This is a genomic window from Acinetobacter sichuanensis, assembly GCF_003024515.2.
In the GTDB taxonomy this organism is placed as follows: domain Bacteria; phylum Pseudomonadota; class Gammaproteobacteria; order Pseudomonadales; family Moraxellaceae; genus Acinetobacter; species Acinetobacter sichuanensis.
In genome coordinates this window covers 112487-136378 of the sequence record NZ_PYIX02000001.1, presented here as the reverse complement: position 1 = coordinate 136378, position 23892 = coordinate 112487, and the positions used below count along the sequence as shown (strand labels likewise).

22 protein-coding genes are annotated in these 23892 nt (G+C 33.4%); 8 read left to right on the top strand and 14 right to left on the bottom strand.

Features of this window, described 5'->3' with window-relative positions; all coding sequences use genetic code 11:
- The first annotated feature begins 16 nt into the window (after nt 1-16).
- Nucleotides 17-1036 carry a hypothetical protein gene (locus tag C9E89_RS00640; RefSeq protein WP_107006508.1) on the top strand — a complete coding sequence of 340 codons (1020 nt, stop codon included), beginning with the start codon at nt 17-19 and terminating at the stop codon, nt 1034-1036.
- A 69-nt stretch (nt 1037-1105) separates the two neighbouring features.
- On the opposite strand, the gene C9E89_RS00635 is transcribed toward C9E89_RS00640, so the two are convergent.
- From C9E89_RS00635 to C9E89_RS23680, 5 genes are all read right to left on the bottom strand, one after another.
- Entirely contained in the window at nt 1106-1702 is a 597-nt protein-coding gene (locus C9E89_RS00635) for a GGDEF domain-containing protein (protein ID WP_107006507.1), read from the bottom strand.
- 294 nt (nt 1703-1996) lie between these two features.
- Entirely contained in the window at nt 1997-2416 is a 420-nt protein-coding gene (locus tag C9E89_RS00630; protein ID WP_107006506.1) for a GlcG/HbpS family heme-binding protein, read from the bottom strand.
- 65 nt (nt 2417-2481) lie between these two features.
- Nucleotides 2482-3783 carry a glutamate-1-semialdehyde 2,1-aminomutase gene (hemL, locus tag C9E89_RS00625; RefSeq protein ID WP_107006505.1) on the bottom strand — a complete coding sequence of 434 codons (1302 nt, stop codon included), beginning with the start codon at nt 3781-3783 and terminating at the stop codon, nt 2482-2484.
- Between the two features lie 41 nt (nt 3784-3824).
- Entirely contained in the window at nt 3825-4445 is a 621-nt protein-coding gene (gene thiE, locus C9E89_RS00620; protein WP_107006504.1) for a thiamine phosphate synthase, read from the bottom strand.
- Between the two features lie 291 nt (nt 4446-4736).
- A complete protein-coding gene (locus tag C9E89_RS23680) occupies nt 4737-5660 on the bottom strand; it encodes a hypothetical protein (protein ID WP_213069620.1) in 924 nt (307 codons plus the stop codon).
- 204 nt (nt 5661-5864) lie between these two features.
- On the opposite strand from C9E89_RS23680, the gene C9E89_RS00610 reads away from it, so the two are divergent.
- From C9E89_RS00610 to C9E89_RS00600, 3 genes are all read left to right on the top strand, one after another.
- Nucleotides 5865-6887: a hypothetical protein gene (locus C9E89_RS00610; RefSeq protein WP_107006503.1), complete on the top strand. Its 1023-nt coding sequence runs from the start codon at nt 5865-5867 to the stop codon at nt 6885-6887.
- An 80-nt stretch (nt 6888-6967) separates the two neighbouring features.
- Nucleotides 6968-7663 (top strand): hypothetical protein, encoded by a 696-nt coding sequence (locus C9E89_RS00605; protein WP_107006502.1) that lies wholly within the window; start codon nt 6968-6970, stop codon nt 7661-7663.
- A gap of 199 nt (nt 7664-7862) precedes the next feature.
- Nucleotides 7863-8381 (top strand): hypothetical protein, encoded by a 519-nt coding sequence (locus C9E89_RS00600; protein ID WP_147305701.1) that lies wholly within the window; start codon nt 7863-7865, stop codon nt 8379-8381.
- A gap of 58 nt (nt 8382-8439) precedes the next feature.
- Here the strand turns inward: C9E89_RS00600 and C9E89_RS00595 are convergent, their stop codons facing one another.
- Together C9E89_RS00595 and C9E89_RS00590 are read right to left on the bottom strand one after the other, a co-directional pair.
- Nucleotides 8440-9642 (bottom strand): toxic anion resistance protein, encoded by a 1203-nt coding sequence (locus tag C9E89_RS00595; RefSeq protein ID WP_107006500.1) that lies wholly within the window; start codon nt 9640-9642, stop codon nt 8440-8442.
- Between the two features lie 109 nt (nt 9643-9751).
- Nucleotides 9752-10132: a DUF962 domain-containing protein gene (locus tag C9E89_RS00590; protein ID WP_107006499.1), complete on the bottom strand. Its 381-nt coding sequence runs from the start codon at nt 10130-10132 to the stop codon at nt 9752-9754.
- A gap of 190 nt (nt 10133-10322) precedes the next feature.
- Between C9E89_RS00590 and C9E89_RS00585 the strand changes: the two genes are divergently transcribed.
- Nucleotides 10323-11780, top strand: a complete 1458-nt coding sequence (locus tag C9E89_RS00585) for a CYTH domain-containing protein (protein WP_107006498.1) — start codon at nt 10323-10325, stop codon at nt 11778-11780.
- Between the two features lie 350 nt (nt 11781-12130).
- Here the strand turns inward: C9E89_RS00585 and C9E89_RS00580 are convergent, their stop codons facing one another.
- Together C9E89_RS00580 and C9E89_RS00575 are read right to left on the bottom strand one after the other, a co-directional pair.
- A complete protein-coding gene (locus tag C9E89_RS00580) occupies nt 12131-13135 on the bottom strand; it encodes an ATP-binding cassette domain-containing protein (protein WP_107006497.1) in 1005 nt (334 codons plus the stop codon).
- Between the two features lie 78 nt (nt 13136-13213).
- Nucleotides 13214-13840, bottom strand: a complete 627-nt coding sequence (locus C9E89_RS00575; RefSeq protein WP_107006496.1) for an ABC transporter ATP-binding protein — start codon at nt 13838-13840, stop codon at nt 13214-13216.
- Between the two features lie 193 nt (nt 13841-14033).
- Between C9E89_RS00575 and C9E89_RS00570 the strand changes: the two genes are divergently transcribed.
- Nucleotides 14034-15497 carry a CHAD domain-containing protein gene (locus C9E89_RS00570; RefSeq protein ID WP_107006495.1) on the top strand — a complete coding sequence of 488 codons (1464 nt, stop codon included), beginning with the start codon at nt 14034-14036 and terminating at the stop codon, nt 15495-15497.
- Between the two features lie 48 nt (nt 15498-15545).
- Here C9E89_RS00570 and C9E89_RS00565 read toward each other — a convergent pair whose 3' ends face one another.
- Nucleotides 15546-16178 carry a hypothetical protein gene (locus C9E89_RS00565; RefSeq protein WP_107006494.1) on the bottom strand — a complete coding sequence of 211 codons (633 nt, stop codon included), beginning with the start codon at nt 16176-16178 and terminating at the stop codon, nt 15546-15548.
- Nucleotides 16179-16268: 90 nt separating this feature from the next.
- On the opposite strand from C9E89_RS00565, the gene C9E89_RS00560 reads away from it, so the two are divergent.
- Together C9E89_RS00560 and C9E89_RS00555 are read left to right on the top strand one after the other, a co-directional pair.
- A complete protein-coding gene (locus C9E89_RS00560; protein ID WP_107006493.1) occupies nt 16269-16646 on the top strand; it encodes a DUF3144 domain-containing protein in 378 nt (125 codons plus the stop codon).
- 54 nt (nt 16647-16700) lie between these two features.
- Nucleotides 16701-17099, top strand: a complete 399-nt coding sequence (locus C9E89_RS00555; protein ID WP_107006492.1) for a DUF3144 domain-containing protein — start codon at nt 16701-16703, stop codon at nt 17097-17099.
- Between the two features lie 107 nt (nt 17100-17206).
- On the opposite strand, the gene C9E89_RS00550 is transcribed toward C9E89_RS00555, so the two are convergent.
- The 4 genes from C9E89_RS00550 to C9E89_RS00535 all read right to left on the bottom strand — a co-directional run bounded on the left by C9E89_RS00550 (nt 17207) and on the right by C9E89_RS00535 (nt 23821).
- Nucleotides 17207-19975: a M16 family metallopeptidase gene (locus tag C9E89_RS00550; RefSeq protein ID WP_107006491.1), complete on the bottom strand. Its 2769-nt coding sequence runs from the start codon at nt 19973-19975 to the stop codon at nt 17207-17209.
- 115 nt (nt 19976-20090) lie between these two features.
- A complete protein-coding gene (locus C9E89_RS00545) occupies nt 20091-21266 on the bottom strand; it encodes a winged helix-turn-helix domain-containing protein (RefSeq protein WP_107006490.1) in 1176 nt (391 codons plus the stop codon).
- Nucleotides 21267-21464: 198 nt separating this feature from the next.
- Nucleotides 21465-22295, bottom strand: a complete 831-nt coding sequence (locus tag C9E89_RS00540; RefSeq protein ID WP_107006489.1) for a PhzF family phenazine biosynthesis protein — start codon at nt 22293-22295, stop codon at nt 21465-21467.
- Between the two features lie 134 nt (nt 22296-22429).
- Nucleotides 22430-23821, bottom strand: coding sequence for an L-cystine transporter (locus tag C9E89_RS00535; protein ID WP_107006488.1), 1392 nt, complete (start codon nt 23819-23821; stop codon nt 22430-22432).
- Between the last annotated feature and the right edge of the window lie 71 nt (nt 23822-23892).

The following is a 23892-nucleotide window of genomic DNA, read 5'->3' as shown; positions in this document are numbered from 1 at the left end:
CCAAATATATTTAAATATGATTCCTTTTTCTTTTAGCTATTTATGGATTTTTTTTATTGCAGCAATAGGCAGCTTGGTTTTTTGCTTATTTGCAATCGGACTTATTTTTAGCGCACAATGCCGTACCAAACTCAAAAATGGTAATATTTTCCTACAATCACTTTTTGTCACAAGTTGCTTATGCGTATTGCTCAGTATAGGTTTATTTTTTCTGGTTAAGAAAGCGCAACTTGAAGTTAAAACTGATCATGAAGCAACTTATCAAACATTAACTTCACCACAAAATATTTTAGGTATTTCTATGCCAACAGGCACAGAACTTTATTTATTTGAAGCCAACAACCAAGAATCTTTTCGTGAGGCAACATTTCCAACACCCGTCGCTTTTGGTAATTTTCAAATTAATAATATACAAATTCCTAGAGGCTATGAATTAGAAATGTTTGATGATCGTTCAATTACCTTGCGTGGTAAAGGAGTTGATCAAATCGAGGGCTGGCAATGCAAACTTGAAAATTACATAAAAGTTTATTTAGATGAACAAGCAAATATTTCTGGCTTAGAATTTTGTATTTTAGCAAATCCTATCAAACTCAAACAAATTACCTTGCAAGCTGGAGCTGATATTCAACGTAGTAAATATTCAAAATACCCCGATGGATTTATTGCTCAAGATACTTGGCAAATCAGAAATCCGTTAACGCACTACAAAAATATTTCGGTTGAGTGGGCAAATATTTATTTAGATAAAAATCATCAATTATTAGGCATCGAAAATGGCACACTTGCCAAAGATTTACATTTTGGCGGTATTGATTATCCTCAAGGAACAGAATTTAATTTTTTGCTTCATCCCCTAATTAAAAATCAAGAAACTTGGCTGTTTACACCACCAACAAATAAAACTGCAAAAGCAAAAGATGGAACCGTTTACACCGATCAACAAGCCATTTTGCACACCACTGATGGTCAAGTTTTAAAAATTTTAAATGCTAATGACGAAAAAACCATGGCTCGTAGAAGTAATCGCTCCTAGACGATTTTATATTTTCAGGCAATGGATATTCCTATTTTTTCTTTAAAAACAGGAATATCTATACTTTCATTAAGATAAACTTTGTGAGCCTGAATGGAAGCCTTGAGCCTGTATTTCAAAACGATTTTGATCTGCTTGTTGTAAAACCTCATGACTTTTTACATTTTGTTCAGAGACTGACATTCCATAACTTAATTCAGCATGAATCAATTTATTTTTTATTTTAATTGGATGACTCTTAATCACACCAAGTAAACGCTCGGCAATTTGGGCTATTTGTGGTTGATTAATATCATTTAAAATCAAAATAAATTCTGAATCACTGAAACGCCCAACCAAGTCCGTATCACGAATATTGTGACTCAGTTGATAAGCAACCGAAACCAAAACTTCATTGGCAACTTTTTGATTATATTCTTCATTTAATTTATTAAAATTATCAATATTAAAAAGAATAATCCCGTATTGAATCAATTCTTGTGGATGTAACTCCTTTAAAAATTGATTAATTGCAAACTGGTTGTATACACCTGTTAATGTATCTGTTTCTAAATCCTGATGTTTTTGATCCTTATGGATAAGTTTTGTAAACAAGGAATTTTTCAGAACTTGGTTGAGTAATCTATAAATTTTACGACGTTTTTCTGAATAAATTTTATTGCGCATACAATCCCCATCCCCATGGTTTTTTATTTTATCCTATCAATGTAGCAATTTATTTAATGATTTCCAAATCTAATTTTCAAGCAATTATTGATATATATAGCAATCAAAACCAAGAATGTGACCAGATTTACAATAAAATTAAAACAAAATTAACTAACATCTCTATTTAGTATAACTGAATAATAAAAGTTTGAGTATAGTTAATGAACTGAGAAATTCCTTTATTTTTATTTGAATAAGATAGATTGCAGTGAGATACAATCTACCTCATTTTAACAGCATAAATCATTTAATTTATGAAGAAAACTGAGCTAAGAAATTTTGAATTGCATATAACGCAATCTCTGCATCTTCAAATGATTTCACACCTGAAACACCGACAGCACCAACCAACTGCCCTTCATATAAAATAGGCTCGCCACCCTCTAGCATCCCTGAAAAAGTTTCCATGGTCAGAAAACCCATTTGACCATTTTTAATTAAATTTTCAAATAGACCTGAAGATTTACGGCTGATTGCAGAACATTTGGCTTTTTCCAAAGCAAGGTTTGCGGTCATGGGTGCAGCGCCATCCATACGCTTCATTGCAAGTAAAGTCCCTGTTTCATCCACAATGACAATACTGACATTAAATTGTTTTTGAACCGCATATTGATGTGCATGATCCAACAAAAACTCGCCATCTGCCAAAGTTAAATAATGTTTGGTTTGCATCCGTTCATTCCTATTCAAAATTTAAGGAGTTCCCTCTCTTTTCAGGAGAGGGTTAGGGAGAGGTATTAAGCTTTCATTTCTGCAAAGACTTCTTTTGCCATATCAATAGTAAATTGAATATCTTCATCATTATGTGCAGCCGAAATAAAGCCCGCTTCAAAAGCCGATGGCGCAAGATTGACACCACGTTTTAACATACCGTGGAAGAACTTACGGAAAGCATCGACATCACATTTCAACATCGAGTCAAAGCTTGTGATATCTTCTTGATCTGTAAAGTACAAACCAAACATCGCACCCACTTGCTGAGTTTTAAAGGCAATACCTGCTTCATTCGCAGCAACCTGTAACCCTATAAGTAGTTTTTCGAGTTGTGCAGTAATGTTTTCATAAAAGCCGTCTTGGCGTAAATGTTTAAACATTTCAATCCCTGCACGCATCGCCAATGGATTACCTGACAATGTACCTGCTTGGTAAACTTTACCCAAAGGTGCAATGCATTCCATCACTTCACGTTTACCACCAAAGGCACCTACTGGCAGACCTGCACCAATGATTTTGCCCAAAGTGGTTAAGTCAGGTGTCACACCATAATGTGCCTGCGCACCGCCCAGACCCACACGGAAACCTGTCATTACTTCATCAATAATAAAAACAGAACCATGTTCGTCACACACATCACGAATGGCTTGTAAGAAACCATCAATTGGTTTAACCAGATTCATGTTACCCGCGACAGGTTCAACAATCACCCCTGCAATTTCAGCACCAAACTTGGCAAAGCATTCTTTTAAAGTGGCAATATCATTGTATGGCAAAGTTAAAGTGTGCTTGGCAAAATCAGCAGGAACACCCGCAGAAGTCGCTTCGCCTTCACCGCTTGTCAACAGACCTGAACCTGCTTTTACCAGCAATGAATCTGAATGCCCATGATAACAGCCTTCAAATTTGACAATTTTGTCACGTCCAGTATAGCCACGCGCCAGACGAATTGCGGTCATGGTCGCTTCCGTTCCTGAGTTGGTCATACGCACCAACTCAATCGAAGGCATGATTTCACAGATAATGTCTGCCAATGTGGTTTCGTGCACAGTCGGCGCACCAAAACTTAAACCATCGACAGCAGCATCTTGTACAGCTTTGATAATGTCAGGATGTGCATGCCCTAAAATCATCGGTCCCCATGAACCCACATAGTCGACATAACGCTTGCCATCGACATCATATAAATAAGCACCTTTGGCTTTTTCAATAAAAACTGGCGTACCACCGACACCATTAAAGGCACGTACAGGAGAGTTCACTCCACCTGGAATATGTTTGCTTGCTTGTTTAAACAATTGTTCTTGCTTAGCAGATAAAGTCATGGAAATGCTCAACTTAAAAATAGAACGGCATTCAAAAAAGCTTATGCTTTTGATGCAAATAAATCAGCCCATTCGTGGGTACGCACAGTAACGCCTGATAACGACTGTCCCAATATATCACTAATCACAGCACAAAGGTCGGCACCTACATCAATCACTTCACTTGAATTTTCAACAGTTAAACCACCAATCGCACAAATTGGCACATCAAATTTTGCTTGGGCTTGTTTTAAAGTTTCCAAGCCAATATTGCCTGCTTCAGGCTTGGTTTCAGTCGCATAAATTGCACCAAAAGCCACATAGTTTGCACCATCAGCAATGGCTTGTTCAGCAAGCTCTATCGAATTATTACAACTACGACCAATCAAGACATTTTTGGGTAAACGAGCAACAGCATCAACAATTGAGCCATCACCCTGCCCCAGATGTACGCCTACGCCATATTTTACTGCGGCTTCCAAGTCATCATTGATCACAAAAGGCACTTTATATTGCGCACACATCGACTTCATATATTCGATTTCATAGTCCTGATCTTGTTTTGCCACTTTTTTACGGCGATATTGCAACACTGCCACTTCATAAGTTGACATTGCACCTTCAAGCTTTGCCAATAAAAGTTCAATTGGATCATCATTGGTAATGAGATAAAGACCGCGCATACGAATACCTAAAGTTTCTAATTGATCTAATTATAGCGTTGTTCTTTTATATTTCATGTTATAAAGCGATTAAAAAATATTTTATGCTTACAAATAATGTTTATCGATTACAAACATTTTGCTAAATTTTCTAAAATTATATTTATTTTGGCTATTTATGCCTTAATTTCTATAATTAACATTTATGATTCACCTTTAATTTTCACATAAAAAAATGCTGTGTCTGGAGCACAGCATAAATTTAAAAAACAAATAACTTAAAAGCCAAATAGTTTAGGTCAAATGATGATATTAATACTCTAAAATTTCAGACCATTTTTTTGTTTCATCAAATAAGACCTTATTATTTAAAACTGCTTTATATTGTGCAGTCTGATCATTTAAAGCTGAAATTGTCGTAATATTTTTATTGTCTTTGGTATCAATAATTGTCATGACACCGCTATATGGCGAAGAAACAATATCATCATTTTTTGCATCTTTTTTAACAAAGAATGGCTGATTAGTATTGTCATAAGCGACGCTAAAGTCACCATTTTCACCACCTGTTGCAGCAATTTTACCACTCAATTGTAATTTAACATTTGTGGCATCTTGTGCTGACCAAACAAGTTTATAGTTATCAACCGCATAGTTGACTGTTCTAAGTTTTTTACTTTGATCAAATTGTTTGATCACTGCTTTAATTTGATTTACTGTGATTGTCGCTACGGAAGGTAAATCATTGACATTCAGCCCACCATTAATGACCTGATTTTCTCCATCTGCAAATGAAACATTCAAGTCGTTAAATTCATAATCACGACTATGATCATTGATTTGCTTAAACTTAATAACACCAGAAGCACTCCCCTTACCTTCAACTTCAAAAACACCAACACATTTATTTAAAGTGACCGTATTGGCTGTTTTTTGATATGAGCCAGATTCACACTTGATATTATTATCCAATATTTCATCTGTTCCATATACCAAAGAGTCAATTAAACCATCTCCTAAAGATTCTCGGAGAACAATTCCACTAACTTCATTGATCAGTGCTTTTGCTGTTTCATCTGTTGTTGGATTTGTTGGATTTGTTGGATTTGTTGGATTTGTTGGATTTGTTGGATTTGTTGGATTTGTTGGATTTGTTGGATTTGTATCATCATCATTATCACTCCCACAAGCAGCTAATGCTAAAGTACAAACAAGTGTTAATATTTTAATTTTCATTTGGATCATCCTTGTTGAAAGCGCCATCCTATTTTTAAAAATAAAATGCAATAAAACTATTCCTCAAATAAGGAATTGTTAAATCTCTAAAGTTATGATTTTCAAACATTTGAATGCTTTCTGAATAAAAATAATACTTCTTTTTTATTTACTGTTATACTTAAGACTCTATATTATAAACACATTAAATATATAAACGAAAAAATGTTCATCTCCAAAATAAAAGCAGGTCTTCAAACCCCAAGTCAAGAACTTAAGAAAATTTATCGTGATATTTTCATTTTCAGCTTAATTGGTTTTTTTATTTTAATTTTTACTCAAAGTTTTTTAGCATCTATAACGTCTTATTTAGTTTTATTTTTCCTTTATAAGTGCTTTTTCTATTCAAAAAAAATAGAACCACCTCAATATTATGAAAAAAATTATCGTATTTTTAAAAGAAATCTCATTTATAGTTTAAGCATCATTTTTATTTCTACATTTTTTATTTTAATTATTTCAGCATTTATACATCTAAAATTTTTAAAAATTTTAATCGTCATTTTTTCTACTTTTCTTGTTTACTTTATATTATACCAACTGCCTATTATTTTAGCCTACTTAATCTATTTTAAAATAAAAAGTACATTTTTTGAAATCAAATGGGAATCTCCTACTTCAAATACTCAAGATAAACTATCCTTTTCTGAACGACAACTTAAATTTAAACAACGGACTATAAAACCTAAACCAAATACTCCAATGATAATCAAAACAACGTCAGATAAAATTATTCCTCCATTTATACTGAATACTAAAAATAGTAGTACAGAACTACTGTTCGACCTAAAAATACATTATCAAAGTTATTTAGGCGTACGCCATAAACGCCAAATCAATGAAATATATAAAGTATTCAAAGAAGTTGATTTAAAGCTATCAAACAAAAATAAATTTTATAAGACCAGACAGAGTATTGCAAAAATACAACTCACGTTATTAGAACAAATTATTGAATATACTCAACAATTTTTGACTTATCCGCGAAATGAACAAACACGTTTTTGTCGAAATTTAAACAATGTTCCTGATCTTTGGTTTACACAAATGCTGAATAAAATTTTAGATGATTTGTTAAAGCAAGTTGAGTCTATTTACAATCATGATTTACAATCTTTATTAGACCATCAAACATTTTTACATCAAAGTTTAAAAGCCGAGGAAGATTTTAAAATAGATAAAAAATAAAATTTTAGAATATTAAAAAACAGCATAATAAAATCAAGAGGTTGAATGAAAATACAAAATATTCAAGGTGATCTAAATTTATGCATTATCTTAAAATTACTTTAATCATCTTAAGTTGTATTTTATTCATCTATAGTGAAATCAGTTTTTTAAAGTCTTTAAGTATTTTTGTGCTGATTTTAGTATGTCTTTATCTTTTCTTACTTGTATTTATGAAAATTTTGAATCAAGTTTTATTTCCAAATACAATACATGAGCATATTGAAAAAAATGAAAATCAAAATTTAAAATCAATCCCTATTCAGCTATTTAAAACTGATCATCCAAAAGTTAATCAAGAAAAAATCACGATCATACAACAATTTCAAATTTTTAAAAAAAATATTCATACACAATTAGATTCTCAAAACCAATCTTATTTAGATGAAATTGAAATGATTTTTCTGGATATAGAGCAACGTAAAAAATCCTCTCAATTTAATATTTCTAAAAAACTAAACCGTAAACTTAGATTGGCTGAAAATGAATGCTTAAAACAAATTCAGCTATTATTTGATCATTATTTAAATCATGCATATAACAACTTTGATCAGCAAACATTCATAGATGAACGCAATAAAATTATAGAAAAATTACTTAAAAAAATAGAATTTTTATACCAAAATGACTTACAATCCTTACTAAACCACCAATATTTCATACAACAAAATTTAGATGTGAAACCAGTATTTGAATTAAAGCAAAATACAAAGAGAATTTGGCAAAACGATGAGTAATAAAGATCAATCACATAATCGAATTTCTGGAAAAGACGCTTTAATCACGTGTGTTATCTCGATTATACTTGCTATCTTTATTAGTATCCTTCTATTTATAGATACATGGTTTTCTAATCTATTACTGGTCGTTATATTACTGGGAATTGTATTTGGTGTATATTGGCTGTATAAAATAAGTGATTTAGAATTCAAAAAAATGTTAAAAAATCAAGAAGATGAAAATAAAATAGACGTTATCCATCAACAACCAACTGCTTATTTTTTACAATATCAACAACTCATTTCAAATTATCAACATTTACAAAGTAAGAGTCTACGACATTTAAGTCAAAATGCGCAAAATAAACTGACAAAAATCGAAGAAATCATGCAATTTATGAATGAAAAACTTCAGCAGAGTCAAGATGAATCATTTCAAAATGAAATTATGGATATTCAAAGAACCTTAAATGCCTATCTTAGCCCTGCATTACAGCATTTTATTGATATTCCTGAGTTTTTAAGAAATCGTAAAGTTTTAGATCAACAACAGACACCTAATCAGATCATTGAACAACAGCTACAAATGATTGTAAATGAGTTTGAAAATATTGCTGAGTCAATTTATTTAAATGATTTAAATCAATTGGTTGATCATGGGCAATTCTTAAAATATAAATTACAACAACCCGATCTTTTTAAGACGCAGCAAGATATTTCTGATCATTCAGCTTAAAAGTAAAAAGTTGCAATTCTTACAACTTTTTATTGGTTATAGATGATCAGATATCAAATTACTTTTCATTGACAGAAATAAAATCTTTTACAGTGAGCTGCTCATCTTTTAATTGCTCTGCAACTTCTTGAGCTCGAACTTGATCTGTAAATTGCTGCGCACGTTGTAACTGTGCAGCTAAATGATCCATACTTTGTTGTAAATTAGGCAAAGCTCGAACTTTAAATTCATTCACTAAATCAATGGTTTCAAAAATTTGGTTAAAAGCGACTTGTAGTTTTTCAACATTAATTACACTATTTGAAGATTGTGATTGAATATCTCGTGTTTGTTGATTCAACATTTTACTGGTTGCAACAATCAAATCTTCAGTGGTGCTATTAATAATTTTAACCTGATTTAGAACAAGTTTTTGAGTTGATAAGGCTTGAGCCACCACCATAGCCGTTTGTAAGGCAGAAACCGTTGTCATCAAAGCACGGTCTACACCTTTTATCAGTTCTAAATTATTTTTTCGAATTAAATCTAGCGACATATACGCCTGTACACTCACCGCTTGTTGCGTCATTAAATCGGTGACTTTCTGCTTTAAATAAAACAAAACTTCTTCTTGTAAAACCATTGCTTTTTGCTGATCTGTCACCCGTACATTTTCAATAATATCTTCAACTTTTCGGCTGAGTTCCTGCCCAATATAACTGTATTGTTCAAGCTCTTGCATAGTCTCCCACATATTACGTTTATCACGTTCTAATGCGATATTATCTTTAATTAATTCATCTTTACCATTTTCTAAACTACTCAGTACAACATTAATATGCTCTTCTGAAGATTTATATTTATCAAAATAGTCTTCGACTCGCTCACCTAAAGGTAAAAATTTTAACCATTTTCGCACAGCAAAAAATTTCTGATTATTTGCAGGATTCAAACTGTCTAAAGTTTGTTTAAGATCAATCAAACTTTGGCTAATATTTTGACTGTCAGCATCATCATTGAGTTGATTCAATGATCTTGAAAGTAAGCGGTGGCTCAGTCGTGATGATTTTTTAACACTATTATGTCCAAGTTGATGAACTGCGTTCACCTTATCTTGAAAGGTTTTTTCATGTACAGGAAGATCAATTAAATGTTGTAAAAATTGTTCAACTTGTTGATTTAAATTTTGTACAACCTCTGGCTTAATTTTTACTGCGCCACCAACTTGTTGATGATCTACTAAAGGTAATGCATCAGGTGCAGTTAATTCTATTTTAGCCATACATTGTCCTCTGTTATTTTATTATGATCTTTTTCAACCTCTTTGATTCAATCATTCAAAGAGGTTTTATATATTATTTAAGTGAATTATTAAATTTTAATCAAAACGATTAACGATCAATTTTATCAAACTGACGGTCTTTTAAACTTAAGTTACCACGAACAATATCAGATAACATCCGCCAATCTGAAATAAAACTATATAACGGTTGCTTAAAACTTGCTGGTTTGTTTTTTTCAAAAACAAAATGCCCTACCCATGCACAGGCATAGCCAGAAACTAATCCATATACAAAATATTTAGGTTTACGTTGACGAATTGCTTTACTAAAAAAATAAATCCCGACGCTACTGCCTACCGCATGTAGGCGGCGACTCATAATATTTCGGTGTTCAGTCAAATAAAAACGATAAAATTCAGAATAGTTTTTAATCGGTAGCTGAAAGTTTGGCGTCGTTAATTCTGATTTTGGTTCAACGAGTGCATTCATTCTGATTTTCCTTATTTATTTTGTATTGCTTTATTCTAATGGATGCCGAATTAAAAGCCAAATGAACTTTGACCCATACAAATACTGATAATGCAGTTTGAATCGACAAGAAAGCGAACAATTTTACAGTATATTTTAGGCTACAATAGCGCATTAAAATTCAAATTTTACTATTTTTCAGGATTTCACCATGCTTGAAGTTGAATTGAAATTTCAGATTTCAGAAAGCCGTCGTAATGCTTTACTCAAAGCCATTGACCCTAAAAAGTCTGAAATTATTCAACTTCAAGCAAAGTATTATGATACGCCTGATAAGAAATTAGCGGCACACGGTGCTGCACTGCGTCAACGCTTAGAAGGTAAAACATGGGTTCAAACCCTTAAAGCTGCGACTAAAAACCATTTACAACGTATTGAAGAAAATCACAATTTAGGTGAATTAGCTGAAGCACCACAACTGGATCTTTCACTCTATCCAAAAAACTCCGAAGCTGATCAAATTCTGCAAAATGCTTTAGGTGATCAATTTGACCAACTACAATTGCAATTTGAAACTGATATTCAAAGAACGTGTCGAGTCATTACATTTGAAGATGCAGAAATTGAAGTCAGTTTAGACATTGGTGAAGTGCGTACTCAAACAGCACATCATGAAATTCATGAAGTTGAATTTGAACTAAAAAATGGTTCTATCCAATCTTTATTGGCGTTTAGTTTTGAATGGGTGAAAAAATATCAACTTTGGTTAGATGTTCGTAGTAAAGCCGAATTTGGTAACTTATTGACATTAAATCAAACTGTCAGCCCTGCTCATATCGCTAAAGATATGATCCTGAACAAAAAAGATAGTTCAGATAAAAGCTTAAGAACGATGATTGCTAATCATATGCAACATCTATTACCAAATATTGCCGCAATTTCAGCACAAGTTGCTGAAGCAGAACACATTCAACAAGCTCAGCTTGCCTTACACCATTTACATCTCAGTTTATCTTTATTTAAAGATTGGACACATGTAAAAACTGAAAAATGGGCACATCAACTTGCTGCATTTGAAAGTCATTTTCAAAATTTACAACATTTTCAACACATGCAAAATACTTTAGGTGCTTTGCTACAAAATCCTAAAACGGCTGAAAGTTTAGATAAAGACATTCTATATGCACAGGAAAAGTTGAATAATTTAGTTAAATCTACACAAAATGTGCAGCATTATTTAGAATTACTCATGTTTAGCCTTGCAGAAGCTGAACAACCCACTCATGATTTAAAATGGTTTGCACAAAATACGCTGCAAAATCAATATAAATTATTACAAGAGGCTTTGAGTCAAGCCGATTTAAATCATCTGGAAAGCCTTGAACTTTTAGCGCAAAGACTGAATGAGTTAAAATTTAGCTTCCCGATTTTAACCCAAATTTATGATGTAAAAAATCTACAAAAATATGGAAAATCACTGAACGATGCACAGCAAGCATCTGAGCAATATCAAGTTTTAGCATCATCTTCATCTTATTTACAACAAACTGAACTAGAAGCCAGTGATTGGTTTGCATTAGGTTGGTTAACTGCAAAACAAGAAGCTTATGCAGAAAAACTACTTGAAGCAACTGAACAGTTTTTAGTTAGTCGAAAGTTTTTAAAATAAGGTCAAACTATAAAATATTCAATATTTTACATTTAATTTTAGGCGATGTTTCAAAAAGTATGCGGAGCAGTTTCACAGCAATTTTTAGTAGAATCTTATCCAAAATTAAAGCTTAACGTGATGGTACTATCGCAGAGCGACATGGATGTCGCCGTTGGACAAGGGCGGATATCTTGCGAAGCTTAGCTTCTCATGTCCAACAAAGGATTTTTGTTACCTTGCGGAATATATTCCTCATCCTTAAAAAGTAAGACATCGCCTACGAAAAGAAGTACAAACTTTGTAATATAAATGGGGCTGTGCTTGAATATTTTTCATTCATTTCAGTATCATCATAAGTAGCATACTATTTAGAACACCTCCGTTTTTTGAATAGCACTTTTTTGAATTAAAGTATCAAAATTAATGACTTCATCTGCATATTGTTGGGCAAAATTTGCATGTGAAATGATAAAAGTTGTTTTTACTTGGCTTTGAATAAATTTCATTAATGTCATACTTGTTTGTTCATCTAATGCGGCTGTTGGCTCATCCATAATTAATAATTGTGGTTTTTTAAGTAGTGCTCTAATAATACTAATACGCTGTTTTTCACCACCTGAAAAACTTTTATAAACATGTTTAATATTATCATCTAAAGTTAGATTATTTTTATTTATTAAATTCAATAAACTAAACCGTTCTAAATAATCATAAAGCTCATCATCGGTATATGTATAATGACTATTATGAACTAAGTTTTCTCTAAATGTTCCCGAGTACACTACAGGCATTTGACTCACGACTGCAATTTCTTTAAAAATATTTTCAGAGAATTGTTGACTAATTTCCACATTTTTATAAAACAATTGCCCTGCTTTTATCTTTTCTAAGCCAATTAAATAGTTGATAAAACTCGTTTTTCCTATACCTGTTTGCCCAATCGCAATATAGTTCTTCCCTTGTTCTATGACAAAGTCAAAATCTGTAATTAGGTTTTTACCTAAGTAAAATTCGGCTTGTTTAAATGCATAGAAAATAGGCTGATCAATAATAACTTCAGAACTGAGTTGGTCTGTCATTAAATGAAAATATTGTTCAAATTTTTCGATGGCAATAAAATCACCTTTCAAATGAATAATACTTTGTGACACCATTAATAAAGGCATGGTTAATGCAATAATATATGTACTAATGAGGACAAAATCACCTGAAGTCACTTGCTTTTGACTGAACAGATAAACGGTCAACAACATAAACGATAAAAGAAAAAAACCCACAAATAAAACTTGTATAACCATTAAACCAGCAAGTTTTTTATGGCTACTTAAAATCTCATCTTTATAATGTTCTAAACGCTTTTCGTATAAATTCATTTCATATTGCTGCGCACCATTAACCTTAATATCATAATTTGTTTGAATTTTTTCAACTAAAAACTGACCGACCTGATTTTACGCATTATACATTGCGGTAAAAATATCATTTCCCTTCGCAGTAAAATATATATTCAATGCAAAAGTGATCACGGCGAATAACATAAAATATAAGGCATAAGCTAATTCAATAGCGTGTGCAAGCACCCAAACCATACTTAAAATTTGGAATAAAATAGGAACTAATACAAATAAAATAACGTAGGTAATCGTACCAAATGAGTCAGCTCCACGTAAAATATCCGTTTGATAAACCCCCAATTCAATTTTTTTCTGTTCAGCAAATGTCGCCTCAAAAAATTGTTTGACCCCACCATGTAAAAGTGCAATTTTAAATTTAGTCATTAATCTTGCACTTAAAAAATTCGCTGCATGATTTAACACATTCATCAGCAACCACCCTAAAGCGTAGGCTGTTGCTAAAATGTAGAGATTTTTCCATGTAAATAACTGGTCAAATGTTACGACATTTGTTGTATGAGACTGATCAACAATTTCTTTTAAAATATAAGGCACTGCAACTGAAAGTAATGTGTGAATCATCAAGACTAGACCTAAAATCAGCATATCTTGTATCGGTCTGGGATAACGATTTTTGACAATTTTCCAAATAGTTTGATAATTTTTTAAAACTTTTATACTCATCCAAAACCTATTTTTATCTATTTTTTAGTCAATTTATTCTTATTCTAATCATGGCAAATCAAATGCTTCCATGTATTTATTGTGAACAGTGATTCAATTTATCTTAATATTTAAACGTATCTAATTATGTACTAGGTTTTAAATTTATATTGTTCTAATATAAGAAAAAGTTTCTATAACAGGATGTTAGACCATGTTTGAAATAGAACTCAAATTTCAAATCAAAAATGATAAAAAAGATGCCTTTCTCAAAGTATTGCAAAGAAAAAAGTGTGATAAATCCACTATACATACTCAATACTTTGATCATGATAAATGCCCTTTATCTACACAAGGTATTGGATTACAACAACGTTTAGAAAATGGTCAATGGATACAAATACTACATTTATCCAATACAGAACAACTGGCACCCACCCAATTTCAAATCAATTTAGGAACAACAGCCCCCAACAATTTCGAGTTTAAAAATTTTGGTAATAAAAACCATCATAAAAGCATCAGCAAAAATACTCAAAAATTATTAAATGATCTTTCATCTGAACTGTATGTGAAATTTAGCATAGATATTGAACGCTTTATCACATCATTTAATTTTCAAAAAAGCCTCATTGAAGTGTATTTTGACCAAGGTCTTGTTTATTCTCAGCAACAAAAACGAGAGTTTTCTGAAATAACATTTAAGTTAAAAAAAGGTAATATTCAGGATTTTATTTCTTTCGTTCTTCCTCGCATTAAACGTTATGCCTTATATTTAAATACACAAACTAAAACACATTATGATGATTTACTCAGTCAGAACATCCCTGCTCAATTTCAAACACCATTTCAATTAGACCCAAAAAGCTCACCTGAACAAGCCATTAAAAAGATTATACAACATACTTTACAGCATCTTTTGCCGAACAGTTCTGCCATTGCCTCAGGCTACTTTACTGAGGAACATGTACATCAAGCTCGTGTTGCGATCCGTAGGTTACGCAGTGCACTCAAAACTTTTGCGCATTGGTCATCTCATCTTGATCCGATATGGGAACAACAACTTGCTGAACTTTTCCGCCAACTGGGTCATCAACGTGATCTTGATATGGTTGAAAGTACAATTTTACCGGAAATTTTAGCTGATGGCGCACCCAACATAACGTTGAAAAAACACAAAAATATAGATGAAAATAAACTAGATGATGTGTTTAAGTCGTTTAATTTTCACGCTCTTATCCTAACTTTGATTCAGTTTATTCATACACAGCATAGTGAGCCACTTTCTCTCAATCTGAAAAAACAATTTAGAAAAGATATTGAAAAATTACATCAGAATATTATCAACAATTCATTTAATTTTTTAGAATTAGCAATAGATGACCAACACCGTGTTCGTAAACGCTTAAAACGTCTACGTTATAGCATTGAGTTTATCGCATCGCTCTATCCTACTGAAAAGGTAAAAGAATATTTAAAAGCACTGAAACCTGCACAAGAAGCTTTAGGTTTATACAATGATTTATTTGTTGCTGAAAATATTTTTAAAAGCATCTCAGAACATGAACCTAAAGCATTATTTGCTCTAGGTTGGATTGCTGCACGAAAGCATGATTTATTAGCACAATCAGCCCAAGAGTTACGCCATCTTTCTCAAGCTGTACCTTTTTGGAAGTAAATAATCTTAATTTTTACAATATTTTAGATTTTATTTGGGAAAATGCGATTAACGATATTTCCCAAATATTTTCCAAGTTTGGTTATCTGCTAAAGGATCACTATAACTGTCATTTCGTTGCTTACGTGGCTTATCACGTGCATCAATCAATTCAAAATGCTCTTCTGTGCTTAATACTAAACCATTCACATAAAAACGAGTACGTGTATATTCACTTTGACCATGCTGAAAAATATAAGTTCTTAAATCAATAAACTCACGATGTGCCACTAAGGCTGCGGTATCATCGCTATTTAACCAGTGTTTCATCGCTAAAACTTGTTCAGGCTCAAACTGACCACATTTATCCATCAAACTGGCTAAACCACGAAAAGTTTTAGATTCTTTTGCTCGTGTTTTATTAATACGAATACGATCTACATGAAAGAAAAATAAGGGTAAATTTAAATGGCTAGGGAGATGGACAGCATCTAAAACCTCATCTTCCATAAAGGGTTGAAATAAGTCTTGCGCACGTTCAATCAACCCTGTCCACTGATGATAATATTCGGCAACTTGTTGTTTTGAACCATAATAAATAGGTAGACCTTCAACATTTGCTAAATCTGTTGGCGGCCAAATATTTTGACGCAATAAGGCAATATCACTTTTTAAACTTTGTACCGCAATAGCATCTTGCATATACACCTCTTAAATTGTTTAATTTTATACTTAGGCTATTTTAAGTATGCTATAGTTTAAATATACATACAAGATATTGAGAGATTTTAAATGTCAAACAATTCAAATAATTTTGATGGCTTATTAGACCAAAACGAATCTGCACCAGATGAACAATTTTATCAACGTGCAGATGAGTTTATTGCACTTGCAAACGAGCTTGCAGACACGACAGATGATGCTGAACAATTCGCTCAATCTGCTGCAAAAGTCAGTGCTTCACTGATGTATGCCAATGCACGTTTTGACATTTGGTTGACTGCATGTGGTTATGACAAAGCTGAAGATATGCAAGCCAACAAAGAACAAATTTTGCAGTATTTTTTAGAGCAATATAAAGTTATGTTAGAAGATAATTTTGAAGAATATGCAAATAACTTTGAAGAATATATGAATCCACCACAGGATGAAGTTAAGCATTTCGTTTAAAGGCGAGATTGCCTATAATATGAGAATATTTATGTAATCGTTGTGGAAATATTCATGTCTCAAAAAATCGATGCTGCGGATGTCACTGAAGAAGAAGCGTTAAATGCCGTTTTTTTTGAGCGTGCCGATGAGTTCATCAAACAAGCCAATGAATTTTGCCGCCCACCAAAAGGTCAAAAACCTGATCCAAATGAGTTACGTGGTCAGGTCAGTGCAGCCATGTTATTTGCCACAGCTCGTTTTAATACATGGGTTGCAGCCAATACTTTTAAAGATGGCAACGAAATGCGTGATGCCAAAGAGCAAGTGATGTCTTATGTACTTCAACAGTTTCAAATGATGTTAGAAGACAATTATGACGAATATTGTGAACAATTCGAGAACTATTTACGCTTCCGTAAAAATGAAGAATTTCACACACATAAGCATGACCATGACCATCATCAACACTAATTTACAGATCTAAAAATGAAAAAAGCCTTGTCAATTACAAGGCTTTTTTATTCTTTTACAGATCATTAAAATAAAAACAATTGATCAAAATATGTGATTACAAAAAATTATGGTTTCTGTGCCGTACCATATTGGTCTGCCATTACCTCAACTAACTGATTCAGATCAATATATTTCTTAATCACAGCATCTACATCTGCTTTGGTCAATTTTGCAAACTCTTGATCACGTTGTGCTCTATCCAATAAGTTACGTTTATTTTGCATTTGGGAAACTAACATACGATGAATAATACGATCATCTTCAAGTGAAGTAACACGTTTTTTCATGATTCTGGCTTTTGCTGCTTCAAGCTCTTGTTCCGTTATGCCATTGCTTAATAATTCAGTTAATACTTGATGAATGACTTGTGAAACTTGGGCTGATTTTCCCGCAGTATAGTTGGCTTCTATCTTGATTGCACCAGACTCAACAACGTCATCTAGATCCAATTGACTACCAAAACCATAAACTAAAGCATTCTTTTCACGCAATTCCTTACCTAAACGAGAAGATAATTGTGAATCACCTAAAATATTATCTAATACAATTAATGCAGGTGCATCCACATGATATGCCCCAACAGGAATTGTCAAAATACTTTGATAATTACCAAACTCTCGTTGCTCTGAAAGTGCATGAACTTTTTGTGCTTTATATGCTTCAAAATCAGAGCTTAAACGCTCATATTTTTCTTTACTTTTCCAATTTCCTAACTGTGATTGAAGTAACTTTTGAATATGTTTAGCATCATATTGTCCTGTAATGACAATTTGTGCATGATCCATTGCAAAAAATTTCTGATATAAATCTTTTACTTGCTGATTCGTCATGGACTTAATTTGCTGTTTTGCCAACTCTGGTTCATAGTGATAACGTAAATCACCTGCTTGATAAGTCTCTAGCAAACGAGAAATAGTCAATGCAGCTACAGTTTCAGGCTCGGTATAAGGACGATCTAAAGTCGCTAAACTTTGTAACTTGATTAAATCAAACTGTGATTGTTCGAACTTTGGCTTTTTCATCACAGCTAAAATATACTGAAAAAAGTCATCAAACTTATCTTTTTTCGCAGAAATTTGGATTTGCATCCCATTGCCATTTGCAACTGCACTGGCTGAACCACCTGCTTCTATCGTTTTATCTGCAATATCTTGCAAACTATATTGGTCTGAAGCACGCAATAACAAATAAGAAGTAAATTCAATAATCTCATCTTTATTGAATAAAGACTGTGCAGTACCGAACTCCACATTCAAGGTTGCATAGGTTTTATCATCACGAGTGGTCGTTGGAAATAGTGCATATTGCATTCCATTTTTGAGTTGACCACGTTGAATTTTTTGCTCAGATTTTTGCAAAAGATGTTTTGAAACATCAACATACTGCGCTACTTCTTTTTTATATTCATCTGCTGACTTTAGTGACTCTTCAGCAATGGTCTGCTGATCTAATGTTTTATTAGACTCCGTAGACTGTTTTTGCTCAAGTGCTTTCTTTTGATCTTCAGGAGTAGGCTGTATATCCCCACTAAAACGATGTGGTGACGTTAAAAATGTTTTTAAGGTTTGATTGGTTTCTGCGACTGTTAAAGCTTGTATTTTTTGTTGGTCTTTAAAATATTGTGTCCAATCACCATGTGATGATACAACATAATCACTCAACATTGAGCCGACTGCTGATGCACTACTCAATAGATTATCTTGTGCATTTTTTAAGAGATTTTTAACACGTTTTAACTCAACTTCATTAAATGCTGGGTTTTGTTCTACACCTGAAATTAGGGCTTGATCAATACGTTTTGCATCATGTGTAGGTGCATAAATTGCCCCCATTAAGATCAGATTAAAATCATCATCTAACCAAGTTGTTGATTGCACATTCGTTGCTATACCTGTTTCCACCATACTGGAATATAAATGACCACTAGGCTGCAATGTATATAAATAAGGTGTTAATGCTAAAACGGGTTGAATTGCTTCATTTTTCCCATTCATATAAATATTAAATTTTGCTAAATCGCTGCCTTTTTTTACAATAAATTGGCGATTTTTTACAGTTGCTGAATCTAATAAGGGAACTTGTGCTTGTGTTGGTAATACACGTTTTGGAATGGCACTAAAATTTTGATCAATTTGCTTTAAAACCTCAGCTTTATCAAACTTTCCTGAAATGACCATAACCGCATTATTGGGTGCATACCAGTCTTTATAGAACTTGTTCAGTTCATTCATTTTAATAGACTGTAACTCAGGTAAATCACCTATCGGCAAACGTCCTAAGAATTGATTACCATAAGCTGCTTTCCACATTTGATCCATGAGTACAGCAAATGGCTGATCCATTCTGACTTCACGCTCACGCATGACAATATTAATTTCAGAAGGTACATATTTTTCTTGTAAAACCAACTGATCCATCCGTTCTGCTTCTAAATAAATAATTTCATTTAAAGCATTCGCTTCAGGACGTACAATATTGGTATATTTTGTTGAATAATAATCTGTGCTCGCATTTGTCATTAAAGTATAACGATCAAGTCGACGTTGAAATTCTTCGCCTTGAACATTTTTTGTTCCTTTAAAAGCAAGATGTTCTAGTAAATGTGCTAAGCCTCCTTTTCCTTTTGGATCATTCAAAGAACCTGTAAAATATACTGTATTAACAAAGACTTTATTCTCTTTTTCATTCGGTGCTAATAAGATACGAAAACCATTTTCTAAGGTATATTCTTCAATATTATGTTCAGATTTAACCAAAACAGGTTGGGCAAAAGCCGCTATCCCGACGCCCATTAAACAAAGAGATAAAGTGAGTTTTTTCAACCGCATTAACATAGAAATTCCAGATTTTTTGGATAAATTTTAAAAAATTGTAAACAGCTTAGCTTAAGAAAGACTGCAATAAATAGTTAATTTTTGAAACTTTTTACTGTTCAATCACATTTAAAAATCAGGACTGCCATTTTTGTAAAAATTTTATTTCAGTCGTATCCACCACATTGCATTGGTTAAATGCTGCAAACCTTTCCAGTTCCTGCATCAGTAGAAAATAAAACTGATCCTGATCTAGCCATGATTTGGCTTCCTCCTGTAAATGAAAACTGCACAGTTGCAGAATTTTTTCTCCCCGATGTGCTTTACAATCTATACGCCCCACCAATTGATCAGCATATAAAATAGGCAAACAAAAATAACCAAAACGGCGCTGCTCGGCAGGTAAATAGCACTCCAACCGATAATCCATCGCAAAAATCTGCTCTAAGCGTTCACGATGGATCAGTACATTATCAAAAGGAGACAAAATTTTAAGCTGTACTTGTGGCTGTAGCGTATGCGCCAAAGCCTGCGTGTCGACATATAAAAACTGCCCATTTGTCTGTTGAATAGGTGTAATAGTGCCAAGCTGAAGCTGTTCATCAATAATTTGACGCATCGCCTTTTGTAGTGACTGACCCGTTTTTAAGTGCAAGAGCTGTTTTAAACTGAAAATACCATGTGCCCGTAGCGTCTGATCAAATAAATATTGTGCATATTGTTGCAGATCAGGTTCGCTTAAATCGAGATCTACGGGTAAACATCGCGCTGTCAGATCATAAATTTTTTCCATGCCCTGACGCTGACAAATCATCAGATCACCTTGCATAAATAACTGCTCAAGTGCACGTCTTCCTGTACTTGACTTCCATCCTTGTCCAGCAACCTGACGATGCCGAAGCTCCATATCACGTAATTTGAGTGGACCTTCTGCTGTGATTTGCGCCATGATTTCAGTCATTAACTGAGGCTCACCACGATTAAAATAACGGCTTTCACCACGTCTGACTGCATTCATCTGGATTAAAGCAAAACGATAATCACGCATGGGTAAATATGCTGCAGCATGTGCCCAATATTCAAAAATCTGTTGATCTTTCACCAAATGATTCAAATGATCTTGCTGATAATCCTGCACACGATTCCATAACACATGATGATGTGCCCGCTCTACAACGGAAATGGTATCAATTTGTACATAACCCAAGTGTTGAATCATGCTCAATGTTCCTGACTTTCCGATATATTCCGTAGCATCTGGGATTAATTTTTGATGAGCCAATGCCAATTGTCTTAAATTTTGTTGATGCATAAATCACACAATATAGTTGTTATTTTCAGGTGAATATTAAAGTTATAGATTTGAATATTGATTTGAATGAGCAAAGCAGAATGATACAAAAGTTGAAGCATCCACATCAGCCTTAAAATGTCACTCAAGAAGACTTTCCCTAAAGAAAGTCTATAGTTATAGCATGCCAACATTATTTTTTAAGATACAATGCAGAATTTACAGAGAAAGTTCAGCCACCATATACAACTGCGCATAACCTGAAATTTCAATACGTTGATCATTCAGAATTTTACAATATAACTCTCCGCCTCGTGCAGAAGCCTGATAAGCAATCAGTTGATCTTTACTGAGTTTTTCAGCCCATAACGGTGCCAATCCTGTATGCATGGAACCTGTCACAGGGTCTTCATCAATGCCTTTATGTGGTGCAAAATAACGTGCAATATAATCATATTTTGAAGAAGCTGCCGTGATGGTCAGATCCAATTGATCTTCTTTGGCAGTGATTGCGGTCGAGATTTTATAGGATGCTGCAAGTTTCTGAATTGCATCCAAATTTGGAATAGCATCTTGAACCGCTTGTGCTGACTTTAATACCAAAATAAAAGCTTGCGGATTGATATAAACCTCTTCAAAAGGCTGATCAATCACCTGATTTAACAGTTCAGGATAATTCAGCAAAGGTTCAGCTCTACGAATTGGAAAATTCATGTGAATCATTCCATTTTCATTGCGCTGAATAATAAAAATACCTAAATTTTCAACATGAAATTGCAGTGTGGTTGCCGCTGTATAATGTTCAAATAAAACAAAAGCTGATGCCAAAGTTGCATGTCCACAGAAATCCACCTCCAAAATTGGGGTAAACCAACGGATTGCATAGTTTTCCGCATCCATTTTTTTGACAAATGCAGTTTCAGCCAAATTATTTTCCAAGGCAATTTTTTGCATGAGGGCATCGTCCAGCCACTCATCTAGAACCAATACAGCCGCAGGATTACCCTTAAATAATTGTTGGGTAAAAGCATCAACCTGATACATTTTCATGTTTAATCTCCTCATTCATGGGTATTTTAGCCAAAACCATTGCTTGAAAAACAGATACACTTTTTATTTTTAACCAGATACAAAAAAAGCATTATGTGACCATAATGCTTTTAAATAAAAATGCTCAGCAAAGCTTAGCGCTGCTGTAATTCTTCATATTGTTCTGACTGTAAAATGGTTTGATCAGTTTGCCCCATCAATTGACTGGTGACCATGCCCGCAGTCATGGATCCATCCACATTTAAGGCTGTACGCCCCATATCAATCAAAGGTTCAATTGAAATTAACAATGCCACTAAAGTTACAGGTAATCCCATAATAGGTAAAACAATAAGAGCAGCAAAGGTTGCGCCACCACCGACACCTGCTACACCTATCGAACTCAGAGTGACAATACATGCCAATGTTAAAATCCAAACAGGATCTAGTGGATTAATTCCAACTGTTGGAGCAACCATAACAGCAAGCATCGCAGGATATAAACCAGCACAGCCATTTTGACCAATGGTTGTACCAAACGAAGCTGAAAAACTGGCAATTGACTCAGGTACACCTAAACGACGAGTTTGCGCTTCAATATTCAAAGGTATACTTGCGGCACTTGAACGACTGGTAAAAGCAAAGGTCAGCACAGGTAAAACTTTTTTAAAAAAGCGAATTGGGTTGACACCTGTCAAAGCCAAAATGATGGCATGCACCATAAACATAATGGCAAGACCAACATAAGAAGCCACTAAAAAACCACCAAGGTTTATAATGTCTACCAGTTTAGAACTCGCAACAACTTTTGTGATCAATGCAAAAACACCATAAGGTGTAAGTAACATAACCAAACGAACTAGCTTCATCACCCAAGCTTGTAAAGTTTCAATGGCTGTTACAATACGCTGCCCTTTTTCAGCATTCTCTTTAATCAATTGAATACCAGCAAGACCTAAAAATGTCGCAAAAATTACAACACTAATAATAGAAGTTGGATTTGCACCTGTTAATTCAGCAAAAGGGTTTGTAGGAACAAAAGATAAAATAAAATCTGGAACATTTAAATCGGTTACTTTACCGACATAATCAGAATTTAACTTTGCTAAACGTTCTGTTTCTTGCGTTCCTTGAACCAGTCCTGCTGCACTTAAACCAAATAAATTCGTTACAAATACACCAACCAATGCGGCAATCAAAGTCGTAAATAGTAAGGTTCCTATACTAAAAATACTAATTTTACCCAATGAACTTGCATCATGAAGTTTAATCACAGCACTCAGAATAGAAATAAATACCAATGGCATAACCACCATTTGCAATAGTTTTACATAACCATTACCTACGATATTAAACCATTGAATAGATTCAGTTAATATTTCTGGCTGTGCGCTATAAACAAGATGTAAACCTAAACCAAATCCCACACCTAAACATAAGCCTGCGAAAACTTTTTTAGCAAGACTCCAGTTCGTTTTTCGGGTTTGCATCAAGATCAGAATTAAACCTGCGAATATCAAAATATTCAAAATGAGCGGATAATTCATTCAATTTCCAATTTTTTACACTGCTTTTATTATATTCTAATTCAGTGGAATTCCTTGTTATTTAGCATTTT

What these genes read in the sequence shown, in the direction of transcription:
- C9E89_RS00640 (WP_107006508.1), top strand. Translation starts at nt 17, where the DNA reads ATGATTCCTTTTTCTTTTAGCTATTTATGGATTTTTTTTATTGCAGCA.
- C9E89_RS00635 (WP_107006507.1), bottom strand. Translation starts at nt 1,702, where the DNA reads ATGCGCAATAAAATTTATTCAGAAAAACGTCGTAAAATTTATAGATTA.
- C9E89_RS00630 (WP_107006506.1), bottom strand. Translation starts at nt 2,416, where the DNA reads ATGCAAACCAAACATTATTTAACTTTGGCAGATGGCGAGTTTTTGTTG.
- hemL (WP_107006505.1), bottom strand. Translation starts at nt 3,783, where the DNA reads ATGACTTTATCTGCTAAGCAAGAACAATTGTTTAAACAAGCAAGCAAA.
- thiE (WP_107006504.1), bottom strand. Translation starts at nt 4,445, where the DNA reads ATGCGCGGTCTTTATCTCATTACCAATGATGATCCAATTGAACTTTTA.
- C9E89_RS23680 (WP_213069620.1), bottom strand. Translation starts at nt 5,660, where the DNA reads ATGAAAATTAAAATATTAACACTTGTTTGTACTTTAGCATTAGCTGCT.
- C9E89_RS00610 (WP_107006503.1), top strand. Translation starts at nt 5,865, where the DNA reads ATGTTCATCTCCAAAATAAAAGCAGGTCTTCAAACCCCAAGTCAAGAA.
- C9E89_RS00605 (WP_107006502.1), top strand. Translation starts at nt 6,968, where the DNA reads ATGCATTATCTTAAAATTACTTTAATCATCTTAAGTTGTATTTTATTC.
- C9E89_RS00600 (WP_147305701.1), top strand. Translation starts at nt 7,863, where the DNA reads ATGTTAAAAAATCAAGAAGATGAAAATAAAATAGACGTTATCCATCAA.
- C9E89_RS00595 (WP_107006500.1), bottom strand. Translation starts at nt 9,642, where the DNA reads ATGGCTAAAATAGAATTAACTGCACCTGATGCATTACCTTTAGTAGAT.
- C9E89_RS00590 (WP_107006499.1), bottom strand. Translation starts at nt 10,132, where the DNA reads ATGAATGCACTCGTTGAACCAAAATCAGAATTAACGACGCCAAACTTT.
- C9E89_RS00585 (WP_107006498.1), top strand. Translation starts at nt 10,323, where the DNA reads ATGCTTGAAGTTGAATTGAAATTTCAGATTTCAGAAAGCCGTCGTAAT.
- C9E89_RS00580 (WP_107006497.1), bottom strand. Translation starts at nt 13,135, where the DNA reads ATGAATTTATACGAAAAGCGTTTAGAACATTATAAAGATGAGATTTTA.
- C9E89_RS00575 (WP_107006496.1), bottom strand. Translation starts at nt 13,840, where the DNA reads ATGAGTATAAAAGTTTTAAAAAATTATCAAACTATTTGGAAAATTGTC.
- C9E89_RS00570 (WP_107006495.1), top strand. Translation starts at nt 14,034, where the DNA reads ATGTTTGAAATAGAACTCAAATTTCAAATCAAAAATGATAAAAAAGAT.
- C9E89_RS00565 (WP_107006494.1), bottom strand. Translation starts at nt 16,178, where the DNA reads ATGCAAGATGCTATTGCGGTACAAAGTTTAAAAAGTGATATTGCCTTA.
- C9E89_RS00560 (WP_107006493.1), top strand. Translation starts at nt 16,269, where the DNA reads ATGTCAAACAATTCAAATAATTTTGATGGCTTATTAGACCAAAACGAA.
- C9E89_RS00555 (WP_107006492.1), top strand. Translation starts at nt 16,701, where the DNA reads ATGTCTCAAAAAATCGATGCTGCGGATGTCACTGAAGAAGAAGCGTTA.
- C9E89_RS00550 (WP_107006491.1), bottom strand. Translation starts at nt 19,975, where the DNA reads ATGTTAATGCGGTTGAAAAAACTCACTTTATCTCTTTGTTTAATGGGC.
- C9E89_RS00545 (WP_107006490.1), bottom strand. Translation starts at nt 21,266, where the DNA reads ATGCATCAACAAAATTTAAGACAATTGGCATTGGCTCATCAAAAATTA.
- C9E89_RS00540 (WP_107006489.1), bottom strand. Translation starts at nt 22,295, where the DNA reads ATGAAAATGTATCAGGTTGATGCTTTTACCCAACAATTATTTAAGGGT.
- C9E89_RS00535 (WP_107006488.1), bottom strand. Translation starts at nt 23,821, where the DNA reads ATGAATTATCCGCTCATTTTGAATATTTTGATATTCGCAGGTTTAATT.